Annotated in this window: 24 protein-coding genes; 15 read left to right on the forward strand and 9 right to left on the reverse strand. The window is 60.0% G+C overall.

Annotated features, from left to right (window positions below):
* Nucleotides 1-297 precede the first annotated feature (297 nt).
* Nucleotides 298-1,392: a dimethylsulfone monooxygenase SfnG gene (sfnG, locus tag ACZ3HH_RS26785; protein ID WP_465809195.1), complete on the forward strand. Its 1,095-nt coding sequence runs from the start codon at nucleotides 298-300 to the stop codon at nucleotides 1,390-1,392.
* A 121-nt stretch (nucleotides 1,393-1,513) separates the two neighbouring features.
* On the opposite strand, the gene ACZ3HH_RS26790 is transcribed toward sfnG, so the two are convergent.
* Together ACZ3HH_RS26790 and ACZ3HH_RS26795 are read right to left on the reverse strand one after the other, a co-directional pair.
* Nucleotides 1,514-1,990 carry a nuclear transport factor 2 family protein gene (locus ACZ3HH_RS26790; RefSeq protein ID WP_465809197.1) on the reverse strand — a complete coding sequence of 159 codons (477 nt, stop codon included), beginning with the start codon at nucleotides 1,988-1,990 and terminating at the stop codon, nucleotides 1,514-1,516.
* A 56-nt stretch (nucleotides 1,991-2,046) separates the two neighbouring features.
* Entirely contained in the window at nucleotides 2,047-2,610 is a 564-nt protein-coding gene (locus ACZ3HH_RS26795; RefSeq protein ID WP_465809199.1) for a TetR/AcrR family transcriptional regulator, read from the reverse strand.
* Between the two features lie 214 nt (nucleotides 2,611-2,824).
* Here ACZ3HH_RS26795 and pssA point away from each other — a divergent pair, with 214 nt between their 5' ends.
* From pssA to ACZ3HH_RS26830, 7 genes are all read left to right on the forward strand, one after another.
* Nucleotides 2,825-4,168 carry a CDP-diacylglycerol--serine O-phosphatidyltransferase gene (pssA, locus tag ACZ3HH_RS26800; protein ID WP_465809201.1) on the forward strand — a complete coding sequence of 448 codons (1,344 nt, stop codon included), beginning with the start codon at nucleotides 2,825-2,827 and terminating at the stop codon, nucleotides 4,166-4,168.
* Between the two features lie 169 nt (nucleotides 4,169-4,337).
* Nucleotides 4,338-5,354 carry an AraC family transcriptional regulator gene (locus ACZ3HH_RS26805; protein ID WP_465809203.1) on the forward strand — a complete coding sequence of 339 codons (1,017 nt, stop codon included), beginning with the start codon at nucleotides 4,338-4,340 and terminating at the stop codon, nucleotides 5,352-5,354.
* 363 nt (nucleotides 5,355-5,717) lie between these two features.
* Nucleotides 5,718-7,382 (forward strand): AMP-binding protein, encoded by a 1,665-nt coding sequence (locus ACZ3HH_RS26810; protein ID WP_465809205.1) that lies wholly within the window; start codon nucleotides 5,718-5,720, stop codon nucleotides 7,380-7,382.
* Between the two features lie 16 nt (nucleotides 7,383-7,398).
* The gene (locus ACZ3HH_RS26815) at nucleotides 7,399-8,160 is read left to right on the forward strand and encodes an SDR family NAD(P)-dependent oxidoreductase (protein WP_465809263.1); all 762 of its coding nucleotides are present in this window, start codon (nucleotides 7,399-7,401) and stop codon (nucleotides 8,158-8,160) included.
* A 12-nt stretch (nucleotides 8,161-8,172) separates the two neighbouring features.
* Entirely contained in the window at nucleotides 8,173-9,366 is a 1,194-nt protein-coding gene (locus tag ACZ3HH_RS26820) for an acetyl-CoA C-acyltransferase (RefSeq protein ID WP_465809207.1), read from the forward strand.
* A 202-nt stretch (nucleotides 9,367-9,568) separates the two neighbouring features.
* Nucleotides 9,569-10,696: an acyl-CoA dehydrogenase gene (locus ACZ3HH_RS26825; RefSeq protein ID WP_465809209.1), complete on the forward strand. Its 1,128-nt coding sequence runs from the start codon at nucleotides 9,569-9,571 to the stop codon at nucleotides 10,694-10,696.
* 126 nt (nucleotides 10,697-10,822) lie between these two features.
* A complete protein-coding gene (locus ACZ3HH_RS26830; RefSeq protein ID WP_465809211.1) occupies nucleotides 10,823-11,596 on the forward strand; it encodes an enoyl-CoA hydratase in 774 nt (257 codons plus the stop codon).
* A gap of 123 nt (nucleotides 11,597-11,719) precedes the next feature.
* Here ACZ3HH_RS26830 and ACZ3HH_RS26835 read toward each other — a convergent pair whose 3' ends face one another.
* The gene (locus tag ACZ3HH_RS26835; protein ID WP_465809213.1) at nucleotides 11,720-12,871 is read right to left on the reverse strand and encodes an acyl-CoA dehydrogenase family protein; all 1,152 of its coding nucleotides are present in this window, start codon (nucleotides 12,869-12,871) and stop codon (nucleotides 11,720-11,722) included.
* A 3-nt stretch (nucleotides 12,872-12,874) separates the two neighbouring features.
* On the reverse strand, nucleotides 12,875-13,981 hold the full coding sequence (locus ACZ3HH_RS26840; protein WP_465809215.1) for an enoyl-CoA hydratase/isomerase family protein: 1,107 nt from the start codon (nucleotides 13,979-13,981) through the stop codon (nucleotides 12,875-12,877).
* Between the two features lie 554 nt (nucleotides 13,982-14,535).
* Between ACZ3HH_RS26840 and ACZ3HH_RS26845 the strand changes: the two genes are divergently transcribed.
* The 7 genes from ACZ3HH_RS26845 to astA all read left to right on the forward strand — a co-directional run bounded on the left by ACZ3HH_RS26845 (nucleotide 14,536) and on the right by astA (nucleotide 20,304).
* Nucleotides 14,536-15,315: a transporter substrate-binding domain-containing protein gene (locus tag ACZ3HH_RS26845; RefSeq protein WP_465809218.1), complete on the forward strand. Its 780-nt coding sequence runs from the start codon at nucleotides 14,536-14,538 to the stop codon at nucleotides 15,313-15,315.
* Between the two features lie 76 nt (nucleotides 15,316-15,391).
* Nucleotides 15,392-16,117, forward strand: a complete 726-nt coding sequence (locus ACZ3HH_RS26850) for an ABC transporter permease (RefSeq protein ID WP_008008586.1) — start codon at nucleotides 15,392-15,394, stop codon at nucleotides 16,115-16,117.
* Complete coding sequence (locus ACZ3HH_RS26855) at nucleotides 16,114-16,824, forward strand: ABC transporter permease (RefSeq protein WP_465809220.1); 711 nt, start codon at nucleotides 16,114-16,116, stop codon at nucleotides 16,822-16,824. Before ACZ3HH_RS26850 ends, ACZ3HH_RS26855 begins: the two co-directional genes overlap by 4 nt.
* 53 nt (nucleotides 16,825-16,877) lie before the next feature.
* Nucleotides 16,878-17,639: an ABC transporter ATP-binding protein gene (locus ACZ3HH_RS26860; RefSeq protein ID WP_465809223.1), complete on the forward strand. Its 762-nt coding sequence runs from the start codon at nucleotides 16,878-16,880 to the stop codon at nucleotides 17,637-17,639.
* A gap of 12 nt (nucleotides 17,640-17,651) precedes the next feature.
* A complete protein-coding gene (locus tag ACZ3HH_RS26865) occupies nucleotides 17,652-18,131 on the forward strand; it encodes an Lrp/AsnC family transcriptional regulator (RefSeq protein ID WP_007900194.1) in 480 nt (159 codons plus the stop codon).
* A gap of 197 nt (nucleotides 18,132-18,328) precedes the next feature.
* Complete coding sequence (ctlX, locus tag ACZ3HH_RS26870; protein WP_465809226.1) at nucleotides 18,329-19,273, forward strand: citrulline utilization hydrolase CtlX; 945 nt, start codon at nucleotides 18,329-18,331, stop codon at nucleotides 19,271-19,273.
* On the forward strand, nucleotides 19,270-20,304 hold the full coding sequence (astA, locus tag ACZ3HH_RS26875; protein WP_465809228.1) for an arginine N-succinyltransferase: 1,035 nt from the start codon (nucleotides 19,270-19,272) through the stop codon (nucleotides 20,302-20,304). The genes ctlX and astA overlap by 4 nt, the downstream gene beginning before the upstream one ends.
* A gap of 149 nt (nucleotides 20,305-20,453) precedes the next feature.
* Here astA and ACZ3HH_RS26880 read toward each other — a convergent pair whose 3' ends face one another.
* The 5 genes from ACZ3HH_RS26880 to ACZ3HH_RS26900 form a co-directional block, all read right to left on the reverse strand.
* Complete coding sequence (locus ACZ3HH_RS26880) at nucleotides 20,454-21,149, reverse strand: HPP family protein (protein WP_465809230.1); 696 nt, start codon at nucleotides 21,147-21,149, stop codon at nucleotides 20,454-20,456.
* Nucleotides 21,150-21,306: 157 nt separating this feature from the next.
* Complete coding sequence (locus ACZ3HH_RS26885; protein ID WP_465809232.1) at nucleotides 21,307-22,485, reverse strand: MFS transporter; 1,179 nt, start codon at nucleotides 22,483-22,485, stop codon at nucleotides 21,307-21,309.
* Nucleotides 22,486-22,664: 179 nt separating this feature from the next.
* A complete protein-coding gene (locus ACZ3HH_RS26890) occupies nucleotides 22,665-24,071 on the reverse strand; it encodes an MmgE/PrpD family protein (RefSeq protein ID WP_465809234.1) in 1,407 nt (468 codons plus the stop codon).
* Nucleotides 24,068-24,955 carry a polysaccharide deacetylase family protein gene (locus ACZ3HH_RS26895; RefSeq protein ID WP_465809236.1) on the reverse strand — a complete coding sequence of 296 codons (888 nt, stop codon included), beginning with the start codon at nucleotides 24,953-24,955 and terminating at the stop codon, nucleotides 24,068-24,070. The genes ACZ3HH_RS26890 and ACZ3HH_RS26895 overlap by 4 nt, the downstream gene beginning before the upstream one ends.
* Nucleotides 24,948-25,796 (reverse strand): polysaccharide deacetylase family protein, encoded by an 849-nt coding sequence (locus ACZ3HH_RS26900; protein WP_465809238.1) that lies wholly within the window; start codon nucleotides 25,794-25,796, stop codon nucleotides 24,948-24,950. The genes ACZ3HH_RS26895 and ACZ3HH_RS26900 overlap by 8 nt, the downstream gene beginning before the upstream one ends.
* Between the last annotated feature and the right edge of the window lie 23 nt (nucleotides 25,797-25,819).

Below are 25,819 nucleotides of genomic sequence, written 5' to 3' on the forward strand. Positions count from 1 at the left end.
GGGATTGCACGGTCCATGCCGAAGCTCGCAGACCATGGTTTATTGGATGTTGTGGATTTCGGCGTGGCCTGAACTGTTGCTGTGCCAACAATGCATCAGCAAATTGCTTCAGCACATCACATACCTGTGGCGAGGGAGCTTGCTCCCGCTGGGCTGCGCAGCGGCCCCAAAATATTTGTGAGCGCTGCGCACTCAAGCGGGAGCAAGCTCCCTCGCCACAGTGTCGCCTGAAGATTCAGCGCTGGCACGGTTGCTGCTCTGACCTCAGGACTTCCCTGAAAACCCGAGGACACGCCAATGAGTCAGCAAGCCGTCAAATTTGCCTACTGGGTGCCGAACGTCAGCGGTGGGCTGGTGGTCAGCAAGATCGAGCAGCGCACCCACTGGGGCATCGACTACAACCGCAAACTGGCGCAACTGGCCGAAGAGGCGGGGTTCGAGTATGCCCTTACGCAGATTCGTTTCACCGCCGGTTATGGCGCCGAGTTCCAGCATGAATCCGTTGCCTTCAGCCATGCACTGCTGGCCGCGACCAGCAAACTGAAAGTCATCGCGGCGATTTTGCCGGGGCCTTGGCAGCCGGCATTGGCGGCCAAGCAATTGGCGACCATCGATCAACTGACTAACGGCCGAGTGGCGGTGAACATTGTCAGCGGCTGGTTCAAGGGCGAGTTTCAGGCCATTGGTGAACATTGGCTGGAACACGACGAACGTTATCGCCGCTCCGAAGAATTTATTCGCGCATTGAAGGGCATCTGGACCCAGGACAATTTCACCTTTCGCGGCGACTTCTACCGCTTCGACAACTACAGCCTCAAACCCAAGCCACTGGGTCAGCCGGAAGTCTTCCAGGGTGGCAGTTCCCGTGCGGCCCGGGACATGGCGGCGCGGGTTTCGGACTGGTACTTCACCAACGGCAACACCCCCGAAGGCATCAAGGCTCAGGTCGATGACATTCGTACGAAAGCGGCGGCGAACAATCATTCGGTGAAGGTTGGGGTGAATGCTTTCGTCATCGCCCGCGACACCGAAGAAGAGGCGCGGGCGGTGCTGGCGCAGATCATCGATCAGGCCGACCCCGAAGCTGTGAACGCGTTTGGCGATGCAGCGAAACAGGCGGGCAGGGCGTCACCCGAGGGCGAGGGCAACTGGGCGAAATCGACGTTTGAAGATCTGGTGCAATACAACGATGGTTTCAAGACCAATTTGATCGGCACACCACAACAGATTGCCGAGCGGATCGTCGCGTTGAAAGCGGTGGGCGTGGATTTGGTGCTGGCGGGGTTTCTGCACTTTCAGGAGGAGGTGGAATACTTCGGGAAGCGGGTATTGCCGTTGGTGCGGGAGCTGGAGGCCAAAGCGGCTATCAGGCATCAGGCTGCGGTCGCCTGAACACCATAAAACCCTGTGGGAGCCGGGCTTGCCCGCGATGACGGTTTCACATTCAACAAATAAGTTGTCTGTAACTTCGCCATCGCGGGCAAGCCCGCTCCCACAGTAGATCTCGGTGAAGTTACAGACCGAGGTCGGAAAGACTCGGGTGATCATCCGGCCGGCGGCCCAGCGGCCAGTGGAACTTGCGGTCGCTTTCCTTGATCGGCATGTCGTTGATGCAGGCGTAACGGTTGAACATCAAGCCGTTCTCGTCGAACTCCCAATTCTCGTTGCCATAGGAACGGAACCAGTTACCCGAGTCGTCATGCCATTCGTAGGCGTAACGCACGGCGATGCGGTTGTCGCCATGGGCCCAAAGTTCCTTGATCAGGCGGTAGTCCAGTTCTTTGGCCCATTTGCGGGTCAGGAAAGCTTTGGCTTCTTCGCGGTTATGGGCGAACTCGGCGCGGTTACGCCATTGGGTGTTCAGGGTGTAGGCCAGGGACACCCGTTCCGGATCGCGGGAGTTCCAGCCGTCTTCGGCCAGGCGAACTTTTTCGATGGCTGATTCACGGGTAAACGGCGGCAATGGCGGACGAACTTCGGCAGTAGACATATAAATTCTCCCTATCAAGTTAACGTTCAAGCACGTTGTCGGGCTTATTAAAAGTGTTACAGGTCCAATAACTTTCGCGCCATGCATTGCGCATTATCGGCGGCACTGTGGTCACCCATCACAAGCGCTACGGTAATGGCACCGTCGATCAGGATCAGCAGCTGTTTGGCCAGCGTCTGCGGGTCTTGTGCGCCATGTTCGGTACAGAGCTCGCGCACGTAGTCGAGCAGCTTCTGTTTGTGGTCTTTGGCGACCAGGCGAACCGGGTCTTGCGCATCGCCGGTTTCGCCGCTGGTATTGATGAATGCGCAGCCGCGGAAGCCTTCGGAGGCGAACCAGGTCTTGAGCACGGTAAACAGGTTGAGCAGCCGGTCGGCCGGGGTTTGCGCCTTGCCGACTTCGCTTCGATACCAATTCATCCAGCGCACATCACGGCGTTGCAGGGCCGCAACGATGAGCTCCTCCTTGTTGGCAAAGTAGCGGTAAATACTTTTTCTGGAAACGCCGGCGGTTTTCACCAAAAGGTCCATGCCAGTGGCAGCGATGCCACTTTTGTAGATCAACTTTTCGGTGACATCCAGAATGATGTCGCGTGTGTCGTTGCTAGTGATTTCGTTCATGCGGCTAACAGTAGAATGATCGTTCTCCTTGGTCAAGAGGTTATTTTTGCGCCTGTGAAATTGCCATCGCGGGCAAGCCCGCTCCCACAGGTATAGCGCTGTTCTTGTGGGAGCGGGCTTGCCCGCGATGGGGTCAGAACGGACAGCCACAAGACCCAAACCCATCCATGGTGTAAGCTCTCGGGTTCTTCGGATTCGACCCTTTGCGAGCCCTATGCCGTCGCTTTTCAAACGCTCTCTGCTGCCTAAACTGCGCAGTTTTCCGCTGACCGCCGATGCCGTCACCATCCTCTCTGGCGCCGCCGAGTTCCGTCGTTGCCTGCTGGAACAAATCGCCCAGGCCACCCAGCGCATCTATATCGTCGCGCTGTACCTGCAACAGGACGAAGCCGGACAGGAAATCCTCGATGCCCTGCACGCAGCCAAACTGGCGCGTCCGGAACTGGACGTGGTGGTGGTCGTGGACTGGCTGCGCGCCCAGCGCGGTTTGATCGGTGCCGGCAAGCAGCCGGGCAACTCGGCCTGGTATCAGGAAACGACCCGCACCCACGAAAGCGTGGTGCCGGTGTACGGCGTGCCGGTGCAGACCCGCGAGTTGTTCGGCGTGCTGCATTTGAAAGGCTTTGTGATCGACGATTGCGTGCTCTACAGCGGTGCGAGCCTGAACAACGTTTACCTGCACAAATTCGACAAGTACCGCTTCGACCGTTATCACCTGCTGCAGAGCCACGCGCTGGCTGACTCGATGCAGCACTTGATTCAGCACGGTCTGATCGCCTCCAAGGCGGTGCATCGCCTCGATCTGCCAAATCTGCCGACCACCCGCAGCCTGCGCAACGACATCGGCGACCTGCGCAGCCGTCTCAAGCACGCGGCGTACGACACCACGACGGGCAGCACGGCGAAGGGCGGTTTATCCGTCAGTCCATTGCTCGGTGTGGGCAAGAACAACCCGCTGAGTCGGGTGATCTGCGAGCTGATCGCCAGCGCCCAACACCAGCTGACCATCTGCACGCCGTACTTCAACCTGCCGCTGGCGGTGACCCGGGAAATCAATCGGGCCTTGGCGCGGGGCGTGAAAATCGACATCATCGTCGGCGACAAAACCGCCAACGATTTCTACATTCCGCCGAGCGAACCGTTCAAGGTGATCGCGGCGCTGCCGTATCTATACGAGATCAGTTTGCGACGCTTCGCCAAGCGCCATCAGCGCAGCATCGACAGTGGCAAGCTGAACCTGCATTTGTGGAAGGATGGCGACAACACCTATCACCTGAAGGGCATGTGGATCGATCAGCGTTATACCTTGCTGACCGGCAACAACCTCAACCCGCGAGCGTTCCGTCTCGACCTGGAAAACGCGTTGCTGATCGATGATCCGAAAGGTGAATTGCTGGAGCCGCGCGGTAAAGAGCTGGCGGAGATTTTCCAGCACACCAGCCGTATTGAGCGGTATCAGGATCTGGAAACGCTGCCGGATTACCCGTCGGGAGTGGCCAAGTTTCTCAAGCGTGTGAGTCGGGTAAGGATCGAGCGGTTGTTGTATCGGATTTTGTGAGGGTTAACACGGCGGGGAAGGTGTGTCAGGCGACATCGATGTTGACTGTTATGGCCCCTTCGCGGGCAAGCCCGCTCCCACAGGATTCAGGCTGCCCACAGGGATCTGCACCGGGCTGGTGGCTGCGCTAATATGCCCACCACTCAAATAACAAGGCTCGCCACGGTCAATGTCGGAAAAAGACACCATCTCCATTCAACTGGTGCGTGAAGCGCTGTTGCAAAGTTGTGCCCCGGGCGCTGCCACCGAAGAGGTGTTGAACAAGGTCGGCATCGATCCGGCACTGCTGGAAACCACCGACGCCCGTGTTCCGGCCACTGCTTATGCAAGGTTGTGGCGCTTGCTGGCCCGGCGCGGGGACGATGAGTTTTTTGGCATGGACCCGCGCAAGCTCAAGTCCGGCAGCCTGGAGTTTCTGTGTCGTTGCTCCATGGTTCAGTCGAGCCTGGCCGCCGGGCTGACTTCAGGCCTGAGCTTTCTGTCGTTGATGCTGGAGCGCATGCCCGCGCAATTGGTTCGTCAGCAAAGCCTGGCGGAAATCGTTCTGCTGGAGGACGACGAAGACCCGCGCCGTGCCTTCACCTACTTCACTTACTGGATGATCGTGCACGGCGTGGCCTGTTGGTTGGCGGGGCGGCGGATACCGATCCTGGCCATTGAGTTGCGTTGCCCGGCGCCGGATTTTTGTGATGACTATCGGGTGATGTTCTCCGAGAACCTGCGGTTCGACCGGCCGCGCACGCGGATGATTTTCTCCGCTGACTGCCTGGATTTGCCGATCAAGCGCAGCCCTGAAGAACTGAAGCGATTCCTCGCCCATGCGCCGGCGAATATTCTGGTCAAGTATCGCGACCCCGAAAGCCTGGCCAGTCGGATCAAGCACGACTTACGGCAACTGCCCGCCGAACACTGGCCGGAAACCGAGGCGCTGGCGCAGCGACTGTGCATGTCGGCCTCGACCCTGCGCCGCCGACTGGCCGAAGAGGGCCAGACGTATCAGGGGCTCAAGGACAGCGTGCGCAAGGAATTGGCCATCGTCTGGCTGGCCGAACCGGCCATCAGCTTCGCCGAAATCGCCACCCGTTTGGGGTTTGCCGATGCGAGTTCGTTCTACAAGGCGTTTCGCAAGTGGTCGGGGTCTAATCCGGGGCATTATCGGAGTTTGATTCTTAACGAAGCCAGTTGATCCGGATGGTGTGTTGATTGGTCTGGCGTCTTCGCGGGCAGCCTCGCTCCTACAGGGGCGGTGGTGAACCCACTTAACGGAGCTGACTGATCCGGATTGTGTGGTGCCTGATCTGGCGCCATCGCGGGCAAGCCCGCTCCCACAGTGATACGCGGTGATCATAAATGTCGTACACGCCGCAAAACCTGTGGGAGCGGGCTTGCCCGCGAAGGCGTCCGCCCAGGCGACGCATCCCTTGAACCTTGGCCAAACCAGTCACACAACTTGATAGCTTTGACCATTGTCCCGCACCCCGCGCAGAGCGAGTATTTCCCTGTTATTTACGGTTCCCCAACCTAATAAAAATACACAGGGATTCTGGCAATGCGCGATTACTTGTCTGCCACGTCACAGTTCAATTATCAGCACACCGTCGATGCCGCACTCACAGGGTCGTTGAGCGCACTCAACGCCTGCGTCGAGTGTTGCGACAGGCATGCCTTGCCGGGGCGCATCGCGCTGTTCTGGGAAGGCCGCGACGGCGCCAGCGCGACCTACACCTTCAGCGACTTGCAGGACAAAGCTGCGCGATTTGCCAATTTCCTGCTGGCCCAGGGCGTGAAGAAGGGCGACAAAGTCGCCGGTCTCTTGCCACGCAACATCGAATTACTGATCACCGTGTTCGCCACCTGGCGCATCGGCGCGGTCTATCAGCCGCTGTTTACCGCCTTCGGTCCGAAAGCCATCGAACATCGCCTCAACAGCTCCGGCGCCGCCGTGGTGGTGACGGATGCCGTCAACCGCCCGAAACTCGCTGAAGTGGCTGACTGCCCGACCATCGTCACCGTGGGTGGCCCGAAAGGCCAAGGTATTGTTCGGGGTGATTTCAGTTTCTGGGCCGAACTGGCCAACTATTCCAACGTCTGCGAACCGGTATTGCTGACTGGCGAAGACCCGTTCCTGCTGATGTTCACCTCGGGCACCACCGGCCCGTCGAAAGCGCTGTCGGTGCCGCTCAAGGCGATCGTCGCGTTCCAGAATTACACCCGTGATGCCGTAGACCTGCGCCCCGAAGACGCATTCTGGAACGTCGCCGATCCGGGCTGGGCCTACGGAATCTATTTCGGCGTCACCGGGCCGATGGCGATGGGGCATCCGATCACCTTTTACGATGGCCCGTTCACCCTCGAAAGCACCTGCCGGGTGATCAACAAATACAGAATCACCAACCTCACCGGCTCACCCACAGCGTATCGCTTGCTGATTGCCGGTGGCGACGAGTTTGCCCGCTCGATCAAGGGCAAACTGCGCATCGTCAGCAGCGCCGGCGAGCCGCTGAACCCGGAAGTGATCCGTTGGTTTTCCGATAACCTCGACGTAGTGATCCACGACCATTACGGCCAGACCGAACTGGGCATGGTTTTGTGCAATCACCACGGCCTCGATCATCCGGTGCACGTCGGCGCTGCCGGTTTCGCCTCGCCGGGCCATCGCATCGTGGTGCTCGATGACGAATACAAAGAACTGGGCGTCGGCCAGCCAGGCATTCTGGCCATCGACCGTACCCAGTCGCCGATGTGCTGGTTCGGCGGTTACGAAGGCGCACCGACCAAGGCCTTCGTCGGCAACTATTACCTGAGCGGCGACACCGTCGAGTGGAACCCGGACGGCAGCATCAGCTTCGTCGGCCGCAGCGACGACGTGATCACCACGTCCGGCTACCGCGTTGGCCCGTTCGACGTGGAAAGTGCATTGATCGAACATCCGGCAGTGGTCGAAGCGGCGGTGATCGGCAAACCCGACCCGGAGCGCACCGAGCTGGTGAAAGCTTTCGTCGTGCTCAGCCCGCAATACCGTGCCGAACCAGCGCTCGCCGAAGAGCTGCGCCAACACGTGCGCAAGCGTCTGGCGGCGCACGCGTACCCCCGTGAAATTGAATTTGTCAGCGAGTTGCCGAAAACCCCAAGCGGCAAATTGCAGCGCTTTATCTTGCGCAACCAGGAAATCGCCAAGGCTCAAGAGGCCGCCGCGAAGAACGTTTCAGCTTGAATCCAAGGAAACAATGATGCAGATCGAAAACAAGGTTTTTCTCGTCACCGGCGGTGCGTCCGGCCTCGGTGCCGCCACTGCTGAAATGCTGGTGGCTGCTGGTGCCAAAGTGATGCTGGTGGACATGAACGCCGAAGCCGTCGCGGCCCAGGCTGCACGTCTCGGCGCGCAAAGCGTGGTAGCGGATATCAGCAATGAAGCAGCTGCGCAAGCGGCGGTGCAGGCGACGGTCAAAGCGTTTGGCGGCCTCAATGGCCTGGTCAATTGCGCCGGCATCGTCCGCGGCGAGAAGATCCTCGGCAAGAACGGCCCCCATGCGCTGGACAGTTTCAGCCAGGTGATCAACGTCAACCTGATTGGCAGTTTCAACATGTTGCGCCTGGCGGCGGCGGCGATTGCCGAAACCGAAGCCGATGAAGATGGCGAGCGTGGTGTGATCATCAACACCGCGTCGGTGGCTGCTTTCGACGGCCAGATCGGTCAGGCCGCGTATGCGGCTTCAAAAGGCGCGATTGCCAGCCTGACCTTGCCCGCCGCCCGTGAGCTGGCGCGCTTCGGCATCCGCGTGATGACCATCGCCCCGGGCATTTTCGAAACGCCGATGATGGCCGGCATGACTCCGGAAGTGCGCGAGTCTTTGGCCGCTGGCGTGCCGTTCCCGCCGCGCCTGGGCAAGCCGGGCGAGTACGCCGCGCTGGCTAGGCATATCATAGAAAACAGCATGCTCAACGGCGAGGTGATCCGTCTCGACGGTGCCTTGCGCATGGCCGCCAAATAAGGAGAATTTGTCATGACACAGTCCAACGATCCGATTGTTATTGTCAGCGCCGTCCGCACCCCGATGGGCGGTTTCCAGGGCGAACTGAAAAGCCTGACCGCACCGCAGCTGGGCGCCGCAGCGATTCGTGCTGCCGTTGAGCGCGCCGGTATCGCCCCTGAATCCGTAGAAGAAGTGCTGTTCGGCTGTGTGCTCTCCGCAGGTCTCGGCCAGGCCCCGGCGCGGCAAGCGGCACTGGGCGCTGGGCTGGATAAATCGACCCGTTGCACCACGCTGAACAAAATGTGCGGCTCGGGCATGGAAGCCACGATCCTGGCCCACGACATGCTGATCGCCGGCAGTGCCGATGTGGTCGTCGCTGGCGGCATGGAAAGCATGTCCAACGCGCCGTTCCTGCTTGACCGCGCCCGCAGCGGTTACCGCATGGGCCACGGCCGAGTGCTCGATCACATGTTCCTCGACGGCCTGGAAGATGCCTACGACAAGGGCCGCCTGATGGGCACCTTTGCCGAGGATTGCGCCGAAACCAACGGTTTTACCCGCGAATCTCAAGACGCCTTTGCCATCGCTTCGACCACCCGCGCGCAACAGGCGATCAAGGACGGCAGTTTCAACGCCGAGATCGTGCCGCTCACCGTGACCGTCGGCAAAGAGCAGGTGCTGATCAGCCACGACGAACAGCCGCCGAAAGCCAAACTGGACAAGATCGCCTCGCTCAAACCAGCGTTTCGCGACGGCGGCACCGTGACCGCGGCGAACTCCAGTTCGATCTCCGACGGCGCGGCGGCACTGGTGTTGATGCGCCGTTCCGAAGCAGAGAAACAAGGCTTGAAACCGCTGGCGGTGATTCATGGTCACGCTGCATTTGCCGACACGCCGGGGCTGTTCCCAGTGGCACCGGTGGGCGCGATCAAGAAGCTGATGAAAAAAACCGGCTGGTCCCTGGACGAAGTCGAGTTGTTCGAAGTCAACGAAGCCTTTGCGGTGGTCAGTCTGGTGACCATGACCAAACTGGAAATCCCTCACGAGAAGATCAACATCCACGGCGGTGCGTGCGCCTTGGGCCACCCGATCGGTGCGTCTGGTGCGCGGATCCTTGTGACCTTGCTCTCGGCCTTGCGCCAGAAAGGCCTGAAACGCGGTGTTGCAGCGATCTGCATCGGCGGCGGTGAAGCCACGGCCATGGCTGTGGAATGCCTGTACTGAGGCTAATGGGGCGCAATCTGTGTGTGGGGCTTTTGTGGCGAGGGAGCTTGCTCCCGCTGGGTCGCGAAGCGGCCCCAAAAGCTTTGCGACTGCTGCGCAGTCGAGCGGGAGCAAGCTCCCTCGCCACACAAGCCCGCTCCCACAGGTCCTGTGTTTCAACTGACAGGCATTTTGTACGAAGGCAAATTTTTAAGGACTTGGCATGATTCCCAATGACGAACAACTTCAGATCAGCGACGCGGCGCGGCAGTTTGCCCAGGAACGGCTGAAACCGTTCGCCGCCGAATGGGACCGCGAACATCGCTTCCCCAAGGAAGCCATCCGCGAGATGGCCGACCTGGGTTTCTTCGGCATGCTGGTGCCGGAGCAGTGGGGCGGATGCGACACCGGTTACCTGGCTTACGCCATGGCCCTGGAAGAAATCGCTGCCGGCGACGGCGCCTGCTCGACCATCATGAGCGTGCACAACTCGGTGGGTTGCGTACCGATCCTCAAGTTCGGCAACGATGATCAGAAAGAACGCTTCCTCAAGCCACTCGCCAGCGGTGCGATGCTCGGTGCGTTTGCGCTGACCGAACCGCAAGCCGGCTCCGATGCCAGCAGCCTGAAAACCCGTGCCCGGCTGGACGGCGATCACTACGTGCTCAACGGCTGCAAGCAGTTCATCACCTCTGGGCAAAACGCCGGGGTGGTGATTGTGTTTGCGGTGACCGATCCGAGTGCCGGCAAGCGTGGGATCACGGCGCTAATCGTGCCCACCGATTCGCCGGGCTATAAAGTCGCGCGGGTCGAAGACAAACTCGGTCAGCACGCCTCCGACACCTGCCAGATCCTCTTCGAGGACGTGAAAGTCCCGTTGGCCAATCGACTGGGCGAGGAGGGCGAAGGTTACAAGATCGCCCTGGCCAACCTCGAAGGCGGACGTGTCGGCATCGCCTCGCAATCGGTGGGCATGGCCCGCGCCGCGTTCGAGGCGGCCCGCGACTACGCTCGTGAGCGCGAGAGCTTCGGCAAGCCGATCATCGAACACCAGGCGGTGGCCTTCCGGCTAGCGGACATGGCAACCCAGATCGCCGTCGCCCGGCAAATGGTGCATTACGCGGCGGCGTTGCGCGACAGCGGTAAACCGGCGCTGGTGGAAGCGTCCATGGCCAAGCTGTTCGCTTCGGAAATGGCCGAGAAAGTCTGCTCCTCGGCGTTGCAAACCCTCGGCGGTTACGGTTACCTGAACGACTTCCCGCTGGAGCGGATCTACCGCGACGTGCGGGTTTGCCAGATCTACGAAGGCACCAGCGACATTCAGCGCATGGTCATTTCGCGCAATCTTTGAGAAGGAACCGCTGTAGAAACTGCCGAAGGCTGCGATCTTTTGAGCTTGCTCTATGAAAATAAAGATCAAAAGATCGCAGCCTGCGGCAGCTCCTACGGGGGATCGAGTGTTTATCAGGAGTCATCTATGAGCTACGAAACAATTTTGCTGGAAACCCACGGCCGCGTCGGCCTGATTACCCTCAACCGTCCGCAAGCCTTGAACGCGTTGAATGCGCAAATTGTCAGCGAATTGAACCACGCCCTCGATGGTCTGGAAGCCGATGCGAACATCGGTTGCATCGTGCTGACCGGCTCGAAAAAAGCCTTCGCTGCCGGTGCCGACATCAAGGAAATGGCCGAGCTGACGTATCCGCAGATCTACCTCGATGACCTGTTCAGCGACAGCGATCGCGTGGCCAACCGCCGCAAGCCGATCATTGCCGCGGTCAACGGTTTTGCCTTGGGCGGTGGTTGTGAACTGGCGTTGATGTGCGATTTCATTCTGGCCGGTGATAACGCAAAATTCGGTCAGCCGGAAATCAACCTCGGTGTGTTACCGGGCATGGGCGGCACCCAGCGTCTGACCCGCGCGGTGGGCAAGGCCAAGGCCATGGAAATGTGCCTGAGCGGGCGTTTGATCGATGCGGTGGAAGCGGAGCGTTGCGGCATTGTTGCGCGGATCGTGCCAGCGGATGAGCTATTGGAAGAAGCGCTGAAAGTCGCGGCGCTGATTGCCAAGAAGTCGCTGCCGATTGCGATGATGATCAAGGAAAGCGTCAACCGCGCGTTTGAAGTCAGCCTGTCGGAAGGCGTGCGATTTGAGCGTCGGGTGTTCCATGCGGCGTTTGCGACGCAGGATCAGAAGGAAGGGATGGCGGCGTTTATTGCCAAGCGTGAGGCGGCGTTCGTCGGCAAGTAATGCGGCGTCCTCGCGGGCGTCATCGCGGGCAAGCCCGCTCCCACAGGTTTCTTGAGCGTATACAAAATTTGTGAACGCCGGGAACCACTGTGGGAGCGGGCTTGCCCGCGATGCTTTTAAAGGTCACACCAGATAATTTTTCAACTCCCGGGCAATCACCATCCGCTGTATCTCGCTCGACCCTTCATAAATCTGCGTGATCCGCGCATCCCGGTAGTAGCGCTCCACCGGGTAATCTTCCAGATACCCATACCCGCCATGAATCTGTATCGCCGACGAGCAGACCTTCTCGGCCATTTCCGAGGCAAACAGCTTGGCCTGTGAGGCCTCCGACAGACACGGTTTGCCAGCACTGCGCAGCCGTGCGGCGTGCAGGATCAGCAAGCGCGCGGCGTTCAAGCGGGTGTGCATGTCGGCCAGCATGTTGGCGATGCTTTGGTGTTCGATGATTGGCTTGTCGAACTGCACCCGATCCCGCGCGTAGGCCAGCGCTGCTTCGAACGCCGCACGGGCGATGCCCAAGGCTTGCGCGGCGATGCCGATGCGGCCGCCTTCGAGGTTGGAGAGGGCGATGGCCAGGCCTTTGCCGCGTTCGCCCAGCAGATTGGCTTCGGGAACGGTGCAATTGTTCAGGGTGACGGCGCAGGTATCGGAAGCGCGGATACCCATCTTGTGTTCACTGCGGTCGACGATGAAACCCGCTGTTTCGGTCGGCACCAGGAACGCCGAGATGCCGCGTTTGCCCAGATCCGGATCGGTCACGGCAAACACAATCGCCAGTTTCGCCCGTTTGCCGTTGCTGACGAATTGCTTGGCGCCATTGATTATCCACTGGCCGTCGCGCAGCTCGGCTCGGGTGCGCAGGTTATGCGCTTCGGAACCGGCCTGGGGTTCGGTGAGGCAGAAGCAGCCGATGGCCTGGCCGCTGGCGAGGTCCGGCAACCATTGCTGTTTCTGTTCTTCGGTGCCGTAGTTGAGCACCGGCCCGCAACCCACGGAGTTATGGATGCTCATCAGCGCACCGGTGGCACCATCACCGGCAGAAATCTCTTCCACCGCCAAGGCGTAGGCGACGTAGTCGACATAAGTGCCGCCCCATTCCTCGGGCACCACCATGCCCAGCAGACCCAGTTCACCCATCTTCGCCACCAGACCGTCATCGATCCAGCCAGCCTTTTCCCAGGCTTGTGCATGGGGCGCGATTTCGCCGCGGGCAAAATCCCGGGCCATGTCGCGGATCATCACTTGTTCTTCGCTCAATTCGATATCGTGCATGACTCAGCTCCAGCTTGGGTCGAACCCGGTGAAAAAACTCGCCACGTGCTCGGCATCCAGCGCCTGCAAGGTCGGCGGGTTCCAGCGCGGGCTCTTGTCTTTGTCGATCAGCAAAGCGCGCACGCCTTCGATCAGGTCGCCGCGTTCGAACCACTGGCGATCCAGGTGCAGTTCGAGGGCGAAGCACTGTTCCAGGCTCAGGTGCCGACCGCGCCGCAGCATTTCCAGGGTCACGCCCATGGCCAGCGGTGAACGGCTTTCCAGCAGATCCGCTGTGGTTTTCGCCCATTCGTGACTATCGGCGACCGTCACTTCGCGCATTTGCTCCACGATACTCGGCACGTCGGACAGGGCGAAGAAGTGATCGATGGCCGGGCGCAACGCAATCAATGGCGCATCGGGCAGTTGTTGCACGGCGAGTTTCGCCAGCACACCTTGCAGGTCTTTGAGCGGCGTGTCGTGCCATTCGAGGTGATCAAGTCGTTCGTCCAGCGTGGCGAGGCTGGCGCTTTCCAGATACCAGTCGGCCAGGCCGCAATAGAGCGCATCGGCGGCGCGAATCTGCACGCCGCTGACACCGAGATAAATGCCTAACTCACCGGGAATGCGCGGCAGGAAATAGCTGCCGCCGACGTCCGGGAAATAACCGATGGCCACTTCCGGCATCGCCAGACGGCTGCGTTCGGTGACCACCCGCAAATCGGCGCCTTGCACCAGCCCCATGCCACCGCCCAGCACAAAGCCATCCATCAAGGCCAGGACCGGTTTGCGATAGTGATGGATAGCGAGGTCGAGTGCGTACTCTTCGACGAAGAAGTCTTCGTGCAGGGTGTCGCCGCTTTTGAAACTGTCGTACAGCGAGCGAATATCGCCGCCGGCACAGAACGCTTTCTCACCAGCGCCGTGCAACACCACCGCTTTCACGTGCGGATCTTCGGCCCAGGCATCGAGCTGCTGTTGCAGGCTGCGAACCATGTCCAGGGTAATGGCGTTGAGGCCGGCGGGGCGATTGAGGGTCAGGTGACCGATGTGATTGCGAACCTCGGCCAACACTTCGTTTTGCGTGGCATCCATGGGCTGTGTTGTCGGGGATGAAACCTGAGCAGTCATCACTAACTCCCTGCTTTTATTGTTCTTTATAGAGAAGCTCGCGCGCGAGCGATGCTGGATCGTATCAGTGCAAATTTGTGATGTACAACCGGGATACGTGCAGGTGCTGTTTGCATTTTTGCCTTAACGAAAAAACAAAAGATCGCAGCCTTCGACGGCTCCTGCGTTGACCGCGATCTTGCGTATGTACACCGATAGCGTAGGAGTTGCCGCGGGCTGCGATCCATTGATCTTTCCTTTGATCTTTACCCCCATCCGGCAATCAACGACAGAATCGGCTGTGAAAGGCCTTCGTTCAGCGCACTTGAGCTGTCTGAACAGGGACTTACGACACCCGTGCCGTCCGGGCAATTGGCATTCTGGCAATCCATTTCAAGCACTTGCGATCAAGCGTCTGGAACGGACTGCACCCCGACGACTGATTAGACCCAGTCGAAAACAACAACAAATACGGCTGCGGTGAATACCGCATCGACTCACTGCCCCTGTCAAAAAGTGTGGTGCGGCGCAGGCGCCAAGCCGCGATAAATCCAAATAATCCGGGACTCTAGAAGATGAACATCAAATGGCTGACCTTACCGGCATTGGCTTTGCTGTGCTGCTCCACCGGTGCCAGCGCCAAAGAGTGGAAAGAGCTGCGATTCGGCGTCAACCCCAGTTACCCGCCTTTTGAATCCACCACCGCCGATGGCGGCGTTCAGGGGTTTGGCGTGGACCTGGGCAATGCGATTTGTGCCGAGCTGAAGTTGAAGTGCGTGTGGGTCAGCAATGACTTCGACGGGCTGATCCCGGCCCTGAAGGCGGGCAAGTTCGACGCCATCGAATCGTCGATGACCGTCACCGACGCGCGCAAAAAACAGATCGACTTCACCGATCGCCTGTATGCCGGGCCGACCGCCATCGTCACCCGCAAGGATTCCGGCTTGTTGCCCACCGCCGAGTCGCTGCGGGGCAAGACCATCGGATACATGCAGGGCACGATTCAGGAAACCTATGCCAAGGCCAAACTGGGGCCGGGCGGGGTGAAACTGCGCGCTTACCAGAATCAGGATCAGGTCTACGCCGACCTGGTTTTCGGGCGTCTTGATGCGTCAATCCAGGACAAGCTGCAAGCGCAGATGAGCTTTCTGACGTCGCCGCAAGGGGGGGACTTCCAGAACAGCGAAGGCATCAGCGACCCATTGGTGCCGTCGGAAATCGCCATCGGCGTGCGCAAGGACAACGAAGAGCTCAAAGGCATGCTCAATGCCGCCATCAAGGCCCTGCATGAAAAGGGCATCTACGCACAGATCCAGCAGAAGCACTTCGGCGATCTGGACCTCTACAACAACTGATCCTCGCGCCCCGAGCGCTGCGTCCTGGTAACAGGCGCAGCGCTTGAACGCGGGCGCCTCAAGACAGGTGACTGGCGTGAATTCCTTCCTGAATCTGATCGGGGTCGATCTTTCGGCCCTGCAAGGCTATGGCCCTTTGTTGCTGCATGGCACCTGGGTCACCCTCAAATTGTCGGCGCTGTCACTGCTGGTAAGCATGGCGCTGGGGCTGCTTGGCGCGGCGGCCAAGCTGTCGCCGCTGAAACTGTTGAACCTGCCCGCGACGTTCTACACGACACTGATTCGCGGTGTGCCGGACCTGGTGTTGATGCTGCTGATTTTCTACAGCTTGCAAGGCTGGCTGAGCAGCCTGACCGAGGCCATGGGCTGGCCTTATATGGAGATCGATCCATTTGTGGCCGGCGTCGTCACCCTCGGTTTTATCTATGGCGCGTATTTCACCGAGACTTTTCGCGGGGCGATCTTGAGCGTGCCACGCGGCCAACAGGAAGCCGCCGCCAGCTTTGGCTTGAACCGCTGGCAGCGTTTTCGCTTCGTGGTCTTTCCGCAAATGATGCGCTTCGCCTTGCCAAGCCTGGGCAATAACTGGCTGGTGCTGCTCAAGGCCACGGCGCTAGTGTCGATCATCGGTTTGTCGGACCTGGTCAAGGTCGCGCAAGAGGCCGGCAAAAGCACCTTCAACATGCTCGATTTTCTGCTGCTGGCGGGGGCGCTGTACCTGCTGATCACCAGCGCGTCGAACTACGTATTGCGAGTGCTCGAGCGTCGTTATAACCAGGGCGTACGGGGGATGGCGCGATGATCGAGTTGATTGCCGAATACTGGAAACCCTTTCTGTTCAGCGACGGTTACAGCCTCACCGGATTGGCGATGACCTTGTGGCTGCTGGTGGCGAGTATTGTGATGGGCTTCTTCCTGTCGTTGCCATTGGCGGTCATGCGCACTTCGCGCTGGGGCCTGCTGCGCTGGCCGGTTCAGCTGTTTACTTATGTGTTTCGCGGTACGCCGCTGTATATCCAGTTGCTGATTTGCTACAGCGGGATTTACGGCATCGCCGTGGTCCGCTCGCAACCGCTGCTCGAAGCGTTCTTTCGCGATGCGATGAATTGCACCTTGCTGGCGTTCACGCTCAACACCTGCGCCTACACCGTGGAAATCTTCGCCGGGGCGATTCGCAGCATTCCTTATGGTGAGATCGAGGCGGCCCATGCCTATGGCTTGAGCGGCTGGCGCCTGTACCTGCGGCTGATCCTGCCTTCGGCGTTGCGCCGGGCGCTGCCGTATTACAGCAACGAAGTGATCCTGATGTTGCACGCCACGTCGGTGGCGTTCACCGCGACCATCCCCGACATTCTCAAAGTCGCCCGGGACGCCAATGCGGCGACTTTCATGACTTTTCAGGCCTTCGGCATTGCCGGCCTGCTGTACCTCGCGCTGTCGTTCGGCCTGGTCGGCGCGTTTCGTCTGGCGGAGAAGCGCTGGTTGAGCTTCCTCGGGCCTGCGCACTAATTCCTCTTTTCATCCAGAGCAGCGTCGTAGCAGGCGCTGCTGGAGACTTATGCATGTACAAACTCACGGTTGAAAATCTGTACAAACGTTTTGGTGATAATGAAGTGCTTAAAGGCGTTTCGTTGAACGCACGGGCCGGCGATGTGGTGAGTATGATCGGTGCCAGCGGTTCGGGTAAAAGCACCATGCTGCGCTGCATCAATTTTCTGGAGCGGGCGGACGAGGGCGCCATCGAACTGGACGGTGAGCGCGTCGTCACTCGTCCGGGCGCTGGCGGCATGCGAGTCGCCAACCCGGCGCAGTTGCAGCGTTTGCGCACACGCCTGGCGATGGTGTTCCAGCATTTCAATCTGTGGAGCCATCTGACCGTACTGGAAAACATCATACTGGCGCCGTGTCGGGTGCTGGGTATCAGTCGCAAGGCTGCCGAAGAGAGCGCGCGGGCGTATCTGGACAAGGTCGGTTTGCCGCAACGGGTGGCCGATCAATACCCGGCATTTCTGTCCGGCGGGCAACAACAGCGCGTGGCGATTGCCCGGGCGTTGGCCGTGGAGCCGGAGATTCTGTTGTTCGACGAGCCGACCTCGGCCCTCGATCCGGAGCTGGTGGGCGAGGTGTTGAAGGTGATTCAGGCGCTGGCCGAAGAAGGCCGGACGATGTTGATGGTGACCCACGAAATGGGCTTTGCCCGGCAAGTGTCCAGCCAGGTGTTGTTCTTGCATCAGGGGCGGGTCGAAGAGCAAGGTGATGCAACCATCCTCGACCAGCCAAAGAGTGAACGTTTACAGCAATTCCTATCGGGTCGTTTGAAGTGAGGCAAGACGTACATGGCGGATATCCGCGATCTGTCGATCGTGCTTGATCGTATCGATCAGGCAATTATCGAAGTGCTGCGCCACGAAGGGCGCATCACTTATCAAAAGCTTTCCGAGCGCGTACACCTGACGCCCAGGCCATGCCTGGAACGGGTGCGCAAACTTGAACAGCTCGGGGTTATCCGTGGCTACGGGGCCATTCTCGATGAAAAAAAACTGACACCGGGCTTGTCGCTGCTGGTGTTGGTTGCGCTGTCGAACCAAAGCGGGCGGGCGGCGCAAAAGGCCTTTGAGGCCAAGGTTCGCGGTTGTCCGCAGGTGCTGGAGTGCCGTTTGATCAGCGGCGCGTTCGACTACAGTTTGCGCATGCGTTGCCGGGACATGGAGCATTATCGGGTGCTGACCGAAGTCTGGTTCGACGACCCGGAGTTGCACATCGACAAATTGGTCAGCCATCCAGAGTTGGCGATGGTCAAGACCACGATGGAATAATGAACACCGCAATTCCCACAGGTTCTGCGTTTTACCTGATCAAACTGTGATTTTTTTGATTTTTAATCCTCGCCGAATCGGCTGAAAAAGACAAAATCTTCAGCCATTTCCATCATCCCCCAAGCCCTTAACAACCGGGTTTTTCCATCGACGAAACAGACAATGAGTACCTCTCAACCCTCATTGAATCTGTGCCCATGCAAACCACCAATACCGTTTTGATGATTCGCCCGACACGTTTCTCGTTCAATCAGGACACGGCGGCGAACAACCGTTTCCAGCGCCCGGCCGATGTGTCCGAGGACGTGCAGTTCAAGGCCTTGCAAGAGTTCGATGGCTACGTCGCTGCGCTGCGCAGCCACGGCGTCGAAGTGCTGGTGCATAACGATCTCGAAGCCCCGCATACCCCCGATTCAATCTTTCCCAACAACTGGTGGAGCAGCCATCCTGACGGCACGTTGGTGCTGTACCCGATGCAGGGCCATAACCGGCGCCTGGAACGCGATAAAGGTGTGCTCGACTGGCTGCGGGACGAATACCGCGTCGAGCAGTTGCTGGACCTTTCCAGCCTGGAACAGCAGGAAGTGTTCCTCGAAGGCACCGGCAGCATGGTGCTGGACCGACAGCAGCGGGTTTGTTACGCCGGCTATTCCACGCGCACCCACGCTCGGGCGCTGGATCAACTGGTCGACCATTTGGGTTACGAGTTGTGCGCCTTCAATGCGGTGGACCGCCAGGGCGTGGCGATTTATCACACCAACGTGATGATGAGTGTCGGCACGCAGCTGGCCATCGCGTGCCTGGCCTCCGTCACTCATCCGGGCGAACGCCTGGCTCTGCGTAAACGTCTGGAAGACAGCGGTAAAAAAGTGATCGCGCTGGACTGGGCGCAGCTGGAGTCGTTCGCCGGCAACATGCTGGAAGTCCACAACGCCGCAGGCGAACCCTTGCTGGTGATGTCGCGCACCGCCTGGCAATCGCTGGATGCGGATCAGCGCCGTTTGATCGAATCACAGACTACGCCGCTGCCGGTGAACATCGACACCATCGAGCGCATCGGTGGCGGTAGCGCTCGCTGCATGTTGGCCGAAGTCTATCTATCTAAACGTCAGTCCAAACCTGCCCAGGAGCAAGTGCGATGATCGTCCGTCCTGCAACACCGGCAGATTTGCCGGCACTGTTAGCCCTGGCCCATAGCGCCGGAACCGGTTTGACCACCTTGCCGGCCGATGCGGCGCGTTTGACCCAGCGTCTGGAATGGGCGGCGAAAACCTTTGCAGGCGAGGCCGAGCGCGGCGATGCCGATTACCTGTTTGTGCTGGAGAACGACCAGCAGCAAGCGATAGGTATCTGCGCGTTGGCAGGCGCCGTCGGTTTGCGCGAGCCTTGGTACAACTATCGACTGGGCCTGTTTGTCGCCGCGTCGAAAAACCTCGGGATCAATCAGCAACTGCCGACGTTGTTCCTCGGCAACGACATGACCGGCCACTCGGAACTGTGTTCGCTGTTTTTGCATGCCGATCACCGCAGCGGTCTGAATGGCCGCTTGTTGTCGAAGGCACGCTTCCTGTTTCTGGCAGAGTTTCGTCAGCACTTCGGTGACAAGGTGATCGCGGAGATGCGCGGTTATTCGGACGAAGAGGGCGTTTCACCGTTCTGGGAAGGCCTGGGCCGGCACTTCTTCAAGATCAATTTCGCCGACGCAGACTACCTCACAGGCCTTGGCAACAAAACCTTCATCGCCGAACTGATGCCCAAGTTTCCACTGCCGACCTGCCTGTTACCTGAGGCGGCGCGCGCGGTCATCGGTCGCGTGCATCCCAACACCGAACCGGCACTGGGCATGCTCAAGGCTGAAGGGTTCGAGCACCGGGACTACATCGACATCTTTGATGGCGGGCCGCTGATCGAATGCGCCACTGGCGATATCCGTGCGGTGCGCGACAGTCAGGTGCTGCAACTGAGCATCGGTACGCCAGGAGAGCAGGCGGTGACGTACCTGATTCACAACCGCCAGTTTGCCGAATGCCGGATTACGGCAGCACCGGCACGAGTCGCCGCCGGAACGTTGATCGTCGATGCGCAAACGGCGAAAACGTTGGGGTTGAGTGCAGGGGCGTCGGTGCGCGCAGTGAGCGTGGCGGTGCCAGCGCGGCAGCAGTCAGCGGCCTGACACGGTTTTTGAAGTGATCTTGAATTTGTGGCGAGGGAGCTTGCTCCCGTTCGACTGCGCAGCAGTCGCAGGCTCTGTGAAGGGGCTGCTTCGCAGCCCAGCGGGAGCAAGCTCCCTCGCCACAAAACCTGCTGCTGCCGTTGATAAACTCAGGCTCTGCTGCTCAGCACTTCACCGATGCTACGCCGCTTGGCATGTAGCTCACTGGCATGAATCAGTTGTTCGAGGTCTTCGGGAGTGACGTCGTAGAAGGCCTCCATGTCGGCGAGGGCCAGTTTCAGATCCGCGGCAGTGATTGCCTGGCTGTCGGGGAGGGGCATCATCGGCGCCGGTTCAGTGGGACGTTTGGGGTAACGAATGCGCGTCAGATTGTTGTACGCCAATGCGCTGAGCAGCATCGTCGAGCCACTGAGCATCACCGGGCCGAGGGCTTTCCAGTCCAGGGCAATGGTCGCCGGGTCTGCCAACACCAACAGCAACGCCAACGCCCCGGCCGGCGGGTGCAGGCAACGCAGCCAGCACATCAGAATCAGTGCCATGCCCGCCGCCAGGCAGGCGCTGCCGAGAGTACGTCCGAGGACGTGAGCGACCAGCAGCGAAACCACCCCGGCGCTCAAGTAGCCGCCAAGAATCGACCAAGGCTGGGCGAGGGCGCCTGAGGACACGGCAAACAGCAATACTGCGGATGCACCCAGCGGGCCGATCAGGTGCTGCGCCACTTGCATGCCGAATACCTGACTGCAGAGCCAGACGCTGAACATCGTGCCCAGCGACATGCCGATGGCGGCGCGGCTCCATTCTGAAGGACGGGTATTGATGGCGGCAGGTAACCAGCGAGCGAACATGAGGCAAACAATCCGTAAAAATCGAGGCAAAAAAAAAGGCTTGGCTGGGATACCCAGAAAGCCCTTGAAGTGGTTCCAACTATTGGGGGAGGAACGCCGCACAGTGTGCCGATCAATCCTTATGCTGACAAATTCATATTAATGCAGCTTCAATGCACTATTTTTGCAGTATTGCTACGCGCCGACCGCTCATGAAGCAGAGAAAACCGCCCATCGCCGTCAAGGCGCTCAGGGCATAGAACATGGTGGGCGCGGGCGTGTGCATCAGCAGATAGCCACAGATCACCGGGCTCAGCGCACCGCCGAGGGCCGCGAGGTTTTGCGCGCCGTAGTAGCTGCCGCGCAGTTCTTCCGGGGCCAGGGTATCGACGAAGAGGAATTCGGCCGGGTAAATGATCATTTCGCCGAGGGTGAAAATGAACATCGCCACGCACCAGCTCACCAGGCTGTCAGCCAGGCTGAAACCGATCAACCCGAGGATGAACAGGCTGGTGCCGCCAGCAATCCAGTAACGCAGTTGTTCACGTTTGAGGAACCGGCCGATCTGATATTGCAGCAAGATCACGCTGATGGCATTGCAGGCGAGCAGGGCAGCCATGGTTTCCAGGGCACGTTTGGTGTCTTGGGTGACCAGCAGGTATTGCGACAGGTACAGGGTGAAACGACCGTGCATCACGGTGCTGAGCAGGCAGCCGCAAGTGAACATGATCAGCGTGCGGTCGTTCTTCAGGGTGATCAGGGTTTTGAGGAAGCTCTGGGGCTGGCCGATGGCGGGTATCTGGGCCGGGTCTTTGGGAATTCCGCTCATCAGGAAAATACTGAAAAATGCGATGCCACCGGCAATCAGGAACGGCGCTGTTGGCTGCACCCCGGCGATTACCACGCCGAGCATGGGGCCGGTGGCGTAGCCGATGTTGGTCAGTGTGTAGCGCAGTGAAAAAGCCTTGGCGCGCTGGCCCATAGGCAGGTTTTCGCTGAGGATCGCCTTGGACCCGATCAGGAACAGCGCCGAGGCGGTTTCGGTGATCACCAGGGTGGCGGTGGTCAGGTAGAGGTTTTGGGCGAAGGTCAGCAGCACGAAACCGATGGCGCTGGAGAGCATGGCGAGGATCAGCAGTCGACGCTTTTCGAGGCGGTCGATGATGTAGCCGCCGTAAAGGGCGAGCAGGGTGGCGATGAACACCGCGATGCCCAGCAACAGGCCGACGTCCTGTTGGTTGAGGCCGAGTTTGTTGCTCAGAAACAGAGTGAGCACCGGGCTGGTAATGGCGCGGCTGACGACGATGGTCAGCGAAACGATCATCAAGCGGCGAATAACGAGGGAGTAAGTGGCCACGGTGGGGCAAATGTCCTTATTTATTTAGATTCTGTAGTGATCGACGCGATACCGAGTTGCTGCCAATCGCGGGCAAGCCCGCTCCCTCAGGTTTGGAGTCGATCATTGAATCGTGGCTCGACGCGAACCTTGTAGGAGCGGGCTTGCCCGCGATGAGGCCCGCACAGACAACGCCATACTCAAGCCAGCCACCGATCGAGTGTCCGAACCGATTCCAGCTCTTCAAGTCGCCACAGCTGCTCCAGCAATTGATTGGCCTGCTCCTGCGGCATAACCCGCCCCGCCAGACTGAAAAACTTCTCCTCCAGCGCCTCATCACTCAGCGGATTCCCCGGCGCCCCCAACGGCACCTCAACACACAGGCTCGCTTGCCGACCGTCCACGGTCTGCAGGCTGACCACAGGCTCGCCATCCTCCGACAGTAGCGGGTCGACTTCAAGGCGAATACGCGACATCCAGTGAGCAATCCGCGGGTGATGGCGCTGTTCATCGTCGTAGGCTTCCAACCGGCAATGCCCATGGACCAGCCGGGCGGCGAGGGCATAACGCAGGCTCATTTGCGCCGCCGCCAGGGTGTTGATGTCCTGACCACCACACATATCCTTGAGGAATCCGCACAGCGAAACCTGAACGCTCTCGACCTGATCCGCGCTGACCTGCAATTGATCCAGCAACAGGCCCAATGCATCGATCGCCGAATGCGTCCCCCGGCATGCCGCGTAGGGTTTGATCGAGCAGCGGGCGAGTTTCCATACCTGGCCCAGTTCGGCATCCAACGCCTCGGGCACGGCGGTATCCGCCGCGAGGGTCTTGAGAAAACCGCCCCAGACATCATCGAACAGCTTTGTCGGCCCGGTGATGCCTTGTTGAGCAAACCGCGCCGCCAGCAATCCACCTTCGGCGGCCCGACCACTGTGGAGTTTTTTGCTTTGCGAGCCGTCATGAATGAAGGCCCAAAGACCACCGCTGAAGCTGCCGGCGATGCCCAGTGCCGCCAGGGTTTGCTGTGCATCCAGCCCCAGAATCCGCGCACTGGCCGCCGCCGCACCAAACACCCCACACGTCGCCGTGGAGTGCCAACCGGCGCCGTTGTGGGCCGAGTAACTGCCGCAGGCTTCGAGTACTCGACGGCCGATTTCGTAGCCGATCACTACCGCAGTGATCAACTCGTGGCCACTTACCGGTGTTTCAGAAGCCGATAGCTCAGACATCGACACTGCGGCCATCACCGCCGGCAGCACCACCGCGCCGGAGTGGTCGCAGCCGCCGGTGTCGTCCAGCTCCAGGGCATGCGCGGCGATACCGTTGAGCATGGCGGCCTGCGCTGCGCCGACTCGCTGACCGGTACCCCAGACCAACGTGCTGCCAGCCTCATCCTCGAAAACCTGACGCGCCTGTCTGGCCACATCACTACCAGCCCCGGCCAGGGTTACGCCGAAGGTGTCGAGAATGTGCCGCTTGGCTTGCGCTACCAATGCGGGTGGTAAATCTTCGAAGCGAGTATCGACACAAAACTGCGCCAGCCGCTCCATCCGCATCACCCCATCGTAGGAGCTGCCGAAGGCTGCGATCTCTTGATCTTTCATACGCCGTAATCCCGATAATGACGGTCGTACACCGCCGCCGGGTGATCCTCGCCCACGTGCGCAGCCGACTCGGCCCACCACTGAGCAACCTCGGCACCGGTGGCGATCCACACGTCGTCATGCTGTTGGATGCTTTGCAGCAATTCGCGCAACACGCCGATCCGCCCGGGCGTTGCGATGATTTCCGGGTGCAACCGCAGCACGTAACACAGCCCAAACCGGTGGAATCCGGCGAAGTCCATTTGCAGGTTGCCCAGGGTATGGCTGTAAGAGGCGATGCGAGATTGCGCCGGCGGCACCGCCGGGCTGAGGTTGAAGGCGAAGTAGGGTTCGTCTTCCAGTTCGTAGTGCAACGGCAACTCGATCACGTCTGGCGCGGTCGGGTGCGCGAAGGGCAAATCATCGCCGCGCCATGACGAGTCCCAGCGGATGCCTTGATCCCTCAACGCCTCAATGAAACCTGGCGCACCGTTGCCGGCGGGGATACGAAAGCCTGTCGGACGCTGACCGGTCAGCGCGCTCAATGCCGCGCAACCCTTGGCGACTTCGGCGCTCTGCTCGGCCAGCGTCAGGTTGTCGTAGTTCTGATGGCGATACCCGGCGCAGGCAATCTCATGCCCACCGGCCAGGATCGCCTGGATGTGCTGCGGGTTTTCCTCGGCGACGATGCCGGGAATGCACCAACTGCTGGAAACGCTCAGCTCTTCGAACAATCCGAGCAGACGCTCGACTCCGCGCTGAGTGCCGTAGCGCCACACTGATAAAGTCTTGTCGCGCCCGGCGACTTCCGGGGCCTGGGTGAGGATGCCGTGGATGTCGTTGTAATCGACGGTCAGCACCACGGCGCAGCGGTAGCCGTTGGGCCAGACAGTTGAATCAGCCATGGTGATGCTCCTTCAGCCACCAGTGGGCGACGTCGCGGCAGGTGGCGAACCAGACGTCGTCGCGCTGGCGCATGTGTTCGAAGAGTTTTTCCAGGAGCAGGATGCGCCCCGGTTTGCCGGTGATCTTGGGGTGGAACAGGGTGGTCAGGCACAACCCTTCATCCATGGCACCGTCGAACTCGCGGCACCAGTTGTCGAGGGTCAGCGCGTAGCTGGCGGTGCGGTCGAGCCCCGAGGGAAAGTCCGGCGCGCGGGTGTAGGCGAGTGAGGCGTAGTCGTCCATTTCCCAGCGACCGGGGATCTCCACTAGCGGCGTATCGAAACCTGGCACGTTGACCAGATACGGCCGATCATCGCCGCGCATGCTGCTGGAATAGGTCACGCCGGCTTCCACCAGCATGGCCGGTGTCTCGGCTCGCCAATCGCCGGACGGCGTGCGGAAACCTTCGGCGCGGATGTTCAGGTGTTTCCAGAACACTTCGCGGGATTTGTGCATCACGTCCTTCTGCTGGTCCAGCGTCAGGGCGTAAAAGGATTCGTGTTTGTAGCCGTGGTAGGCCACTTCGTGCCCGCGTTCGACAATCGCCTGACATTGTTTCGGCCAGTTCTCTACGACCCAGGCCGGGACGAAAAACGTGGTCGGGATCCGGAACTCATCCAGCACGTCGAGAATCCGCGGCAGCGCTCGATAGGGGCCATAACCACCGAAACCGAAATACTCGGGCTTGCGCCAGATCGAGCCGTTGAGCATGGCATCGCCGGTCGGGCCATCGAGGTCGAAGGCCAGGGCGAGGCAGGCTGTGTGCTGGTCCGGCCAGGTCGGTTGTGGTGAGGAGGACATTAATGGTGCTCCAACTGTCTAAA

The organism is Pseudomonas sp. PME37.24/025 (genome assembly GCF_055556615.1).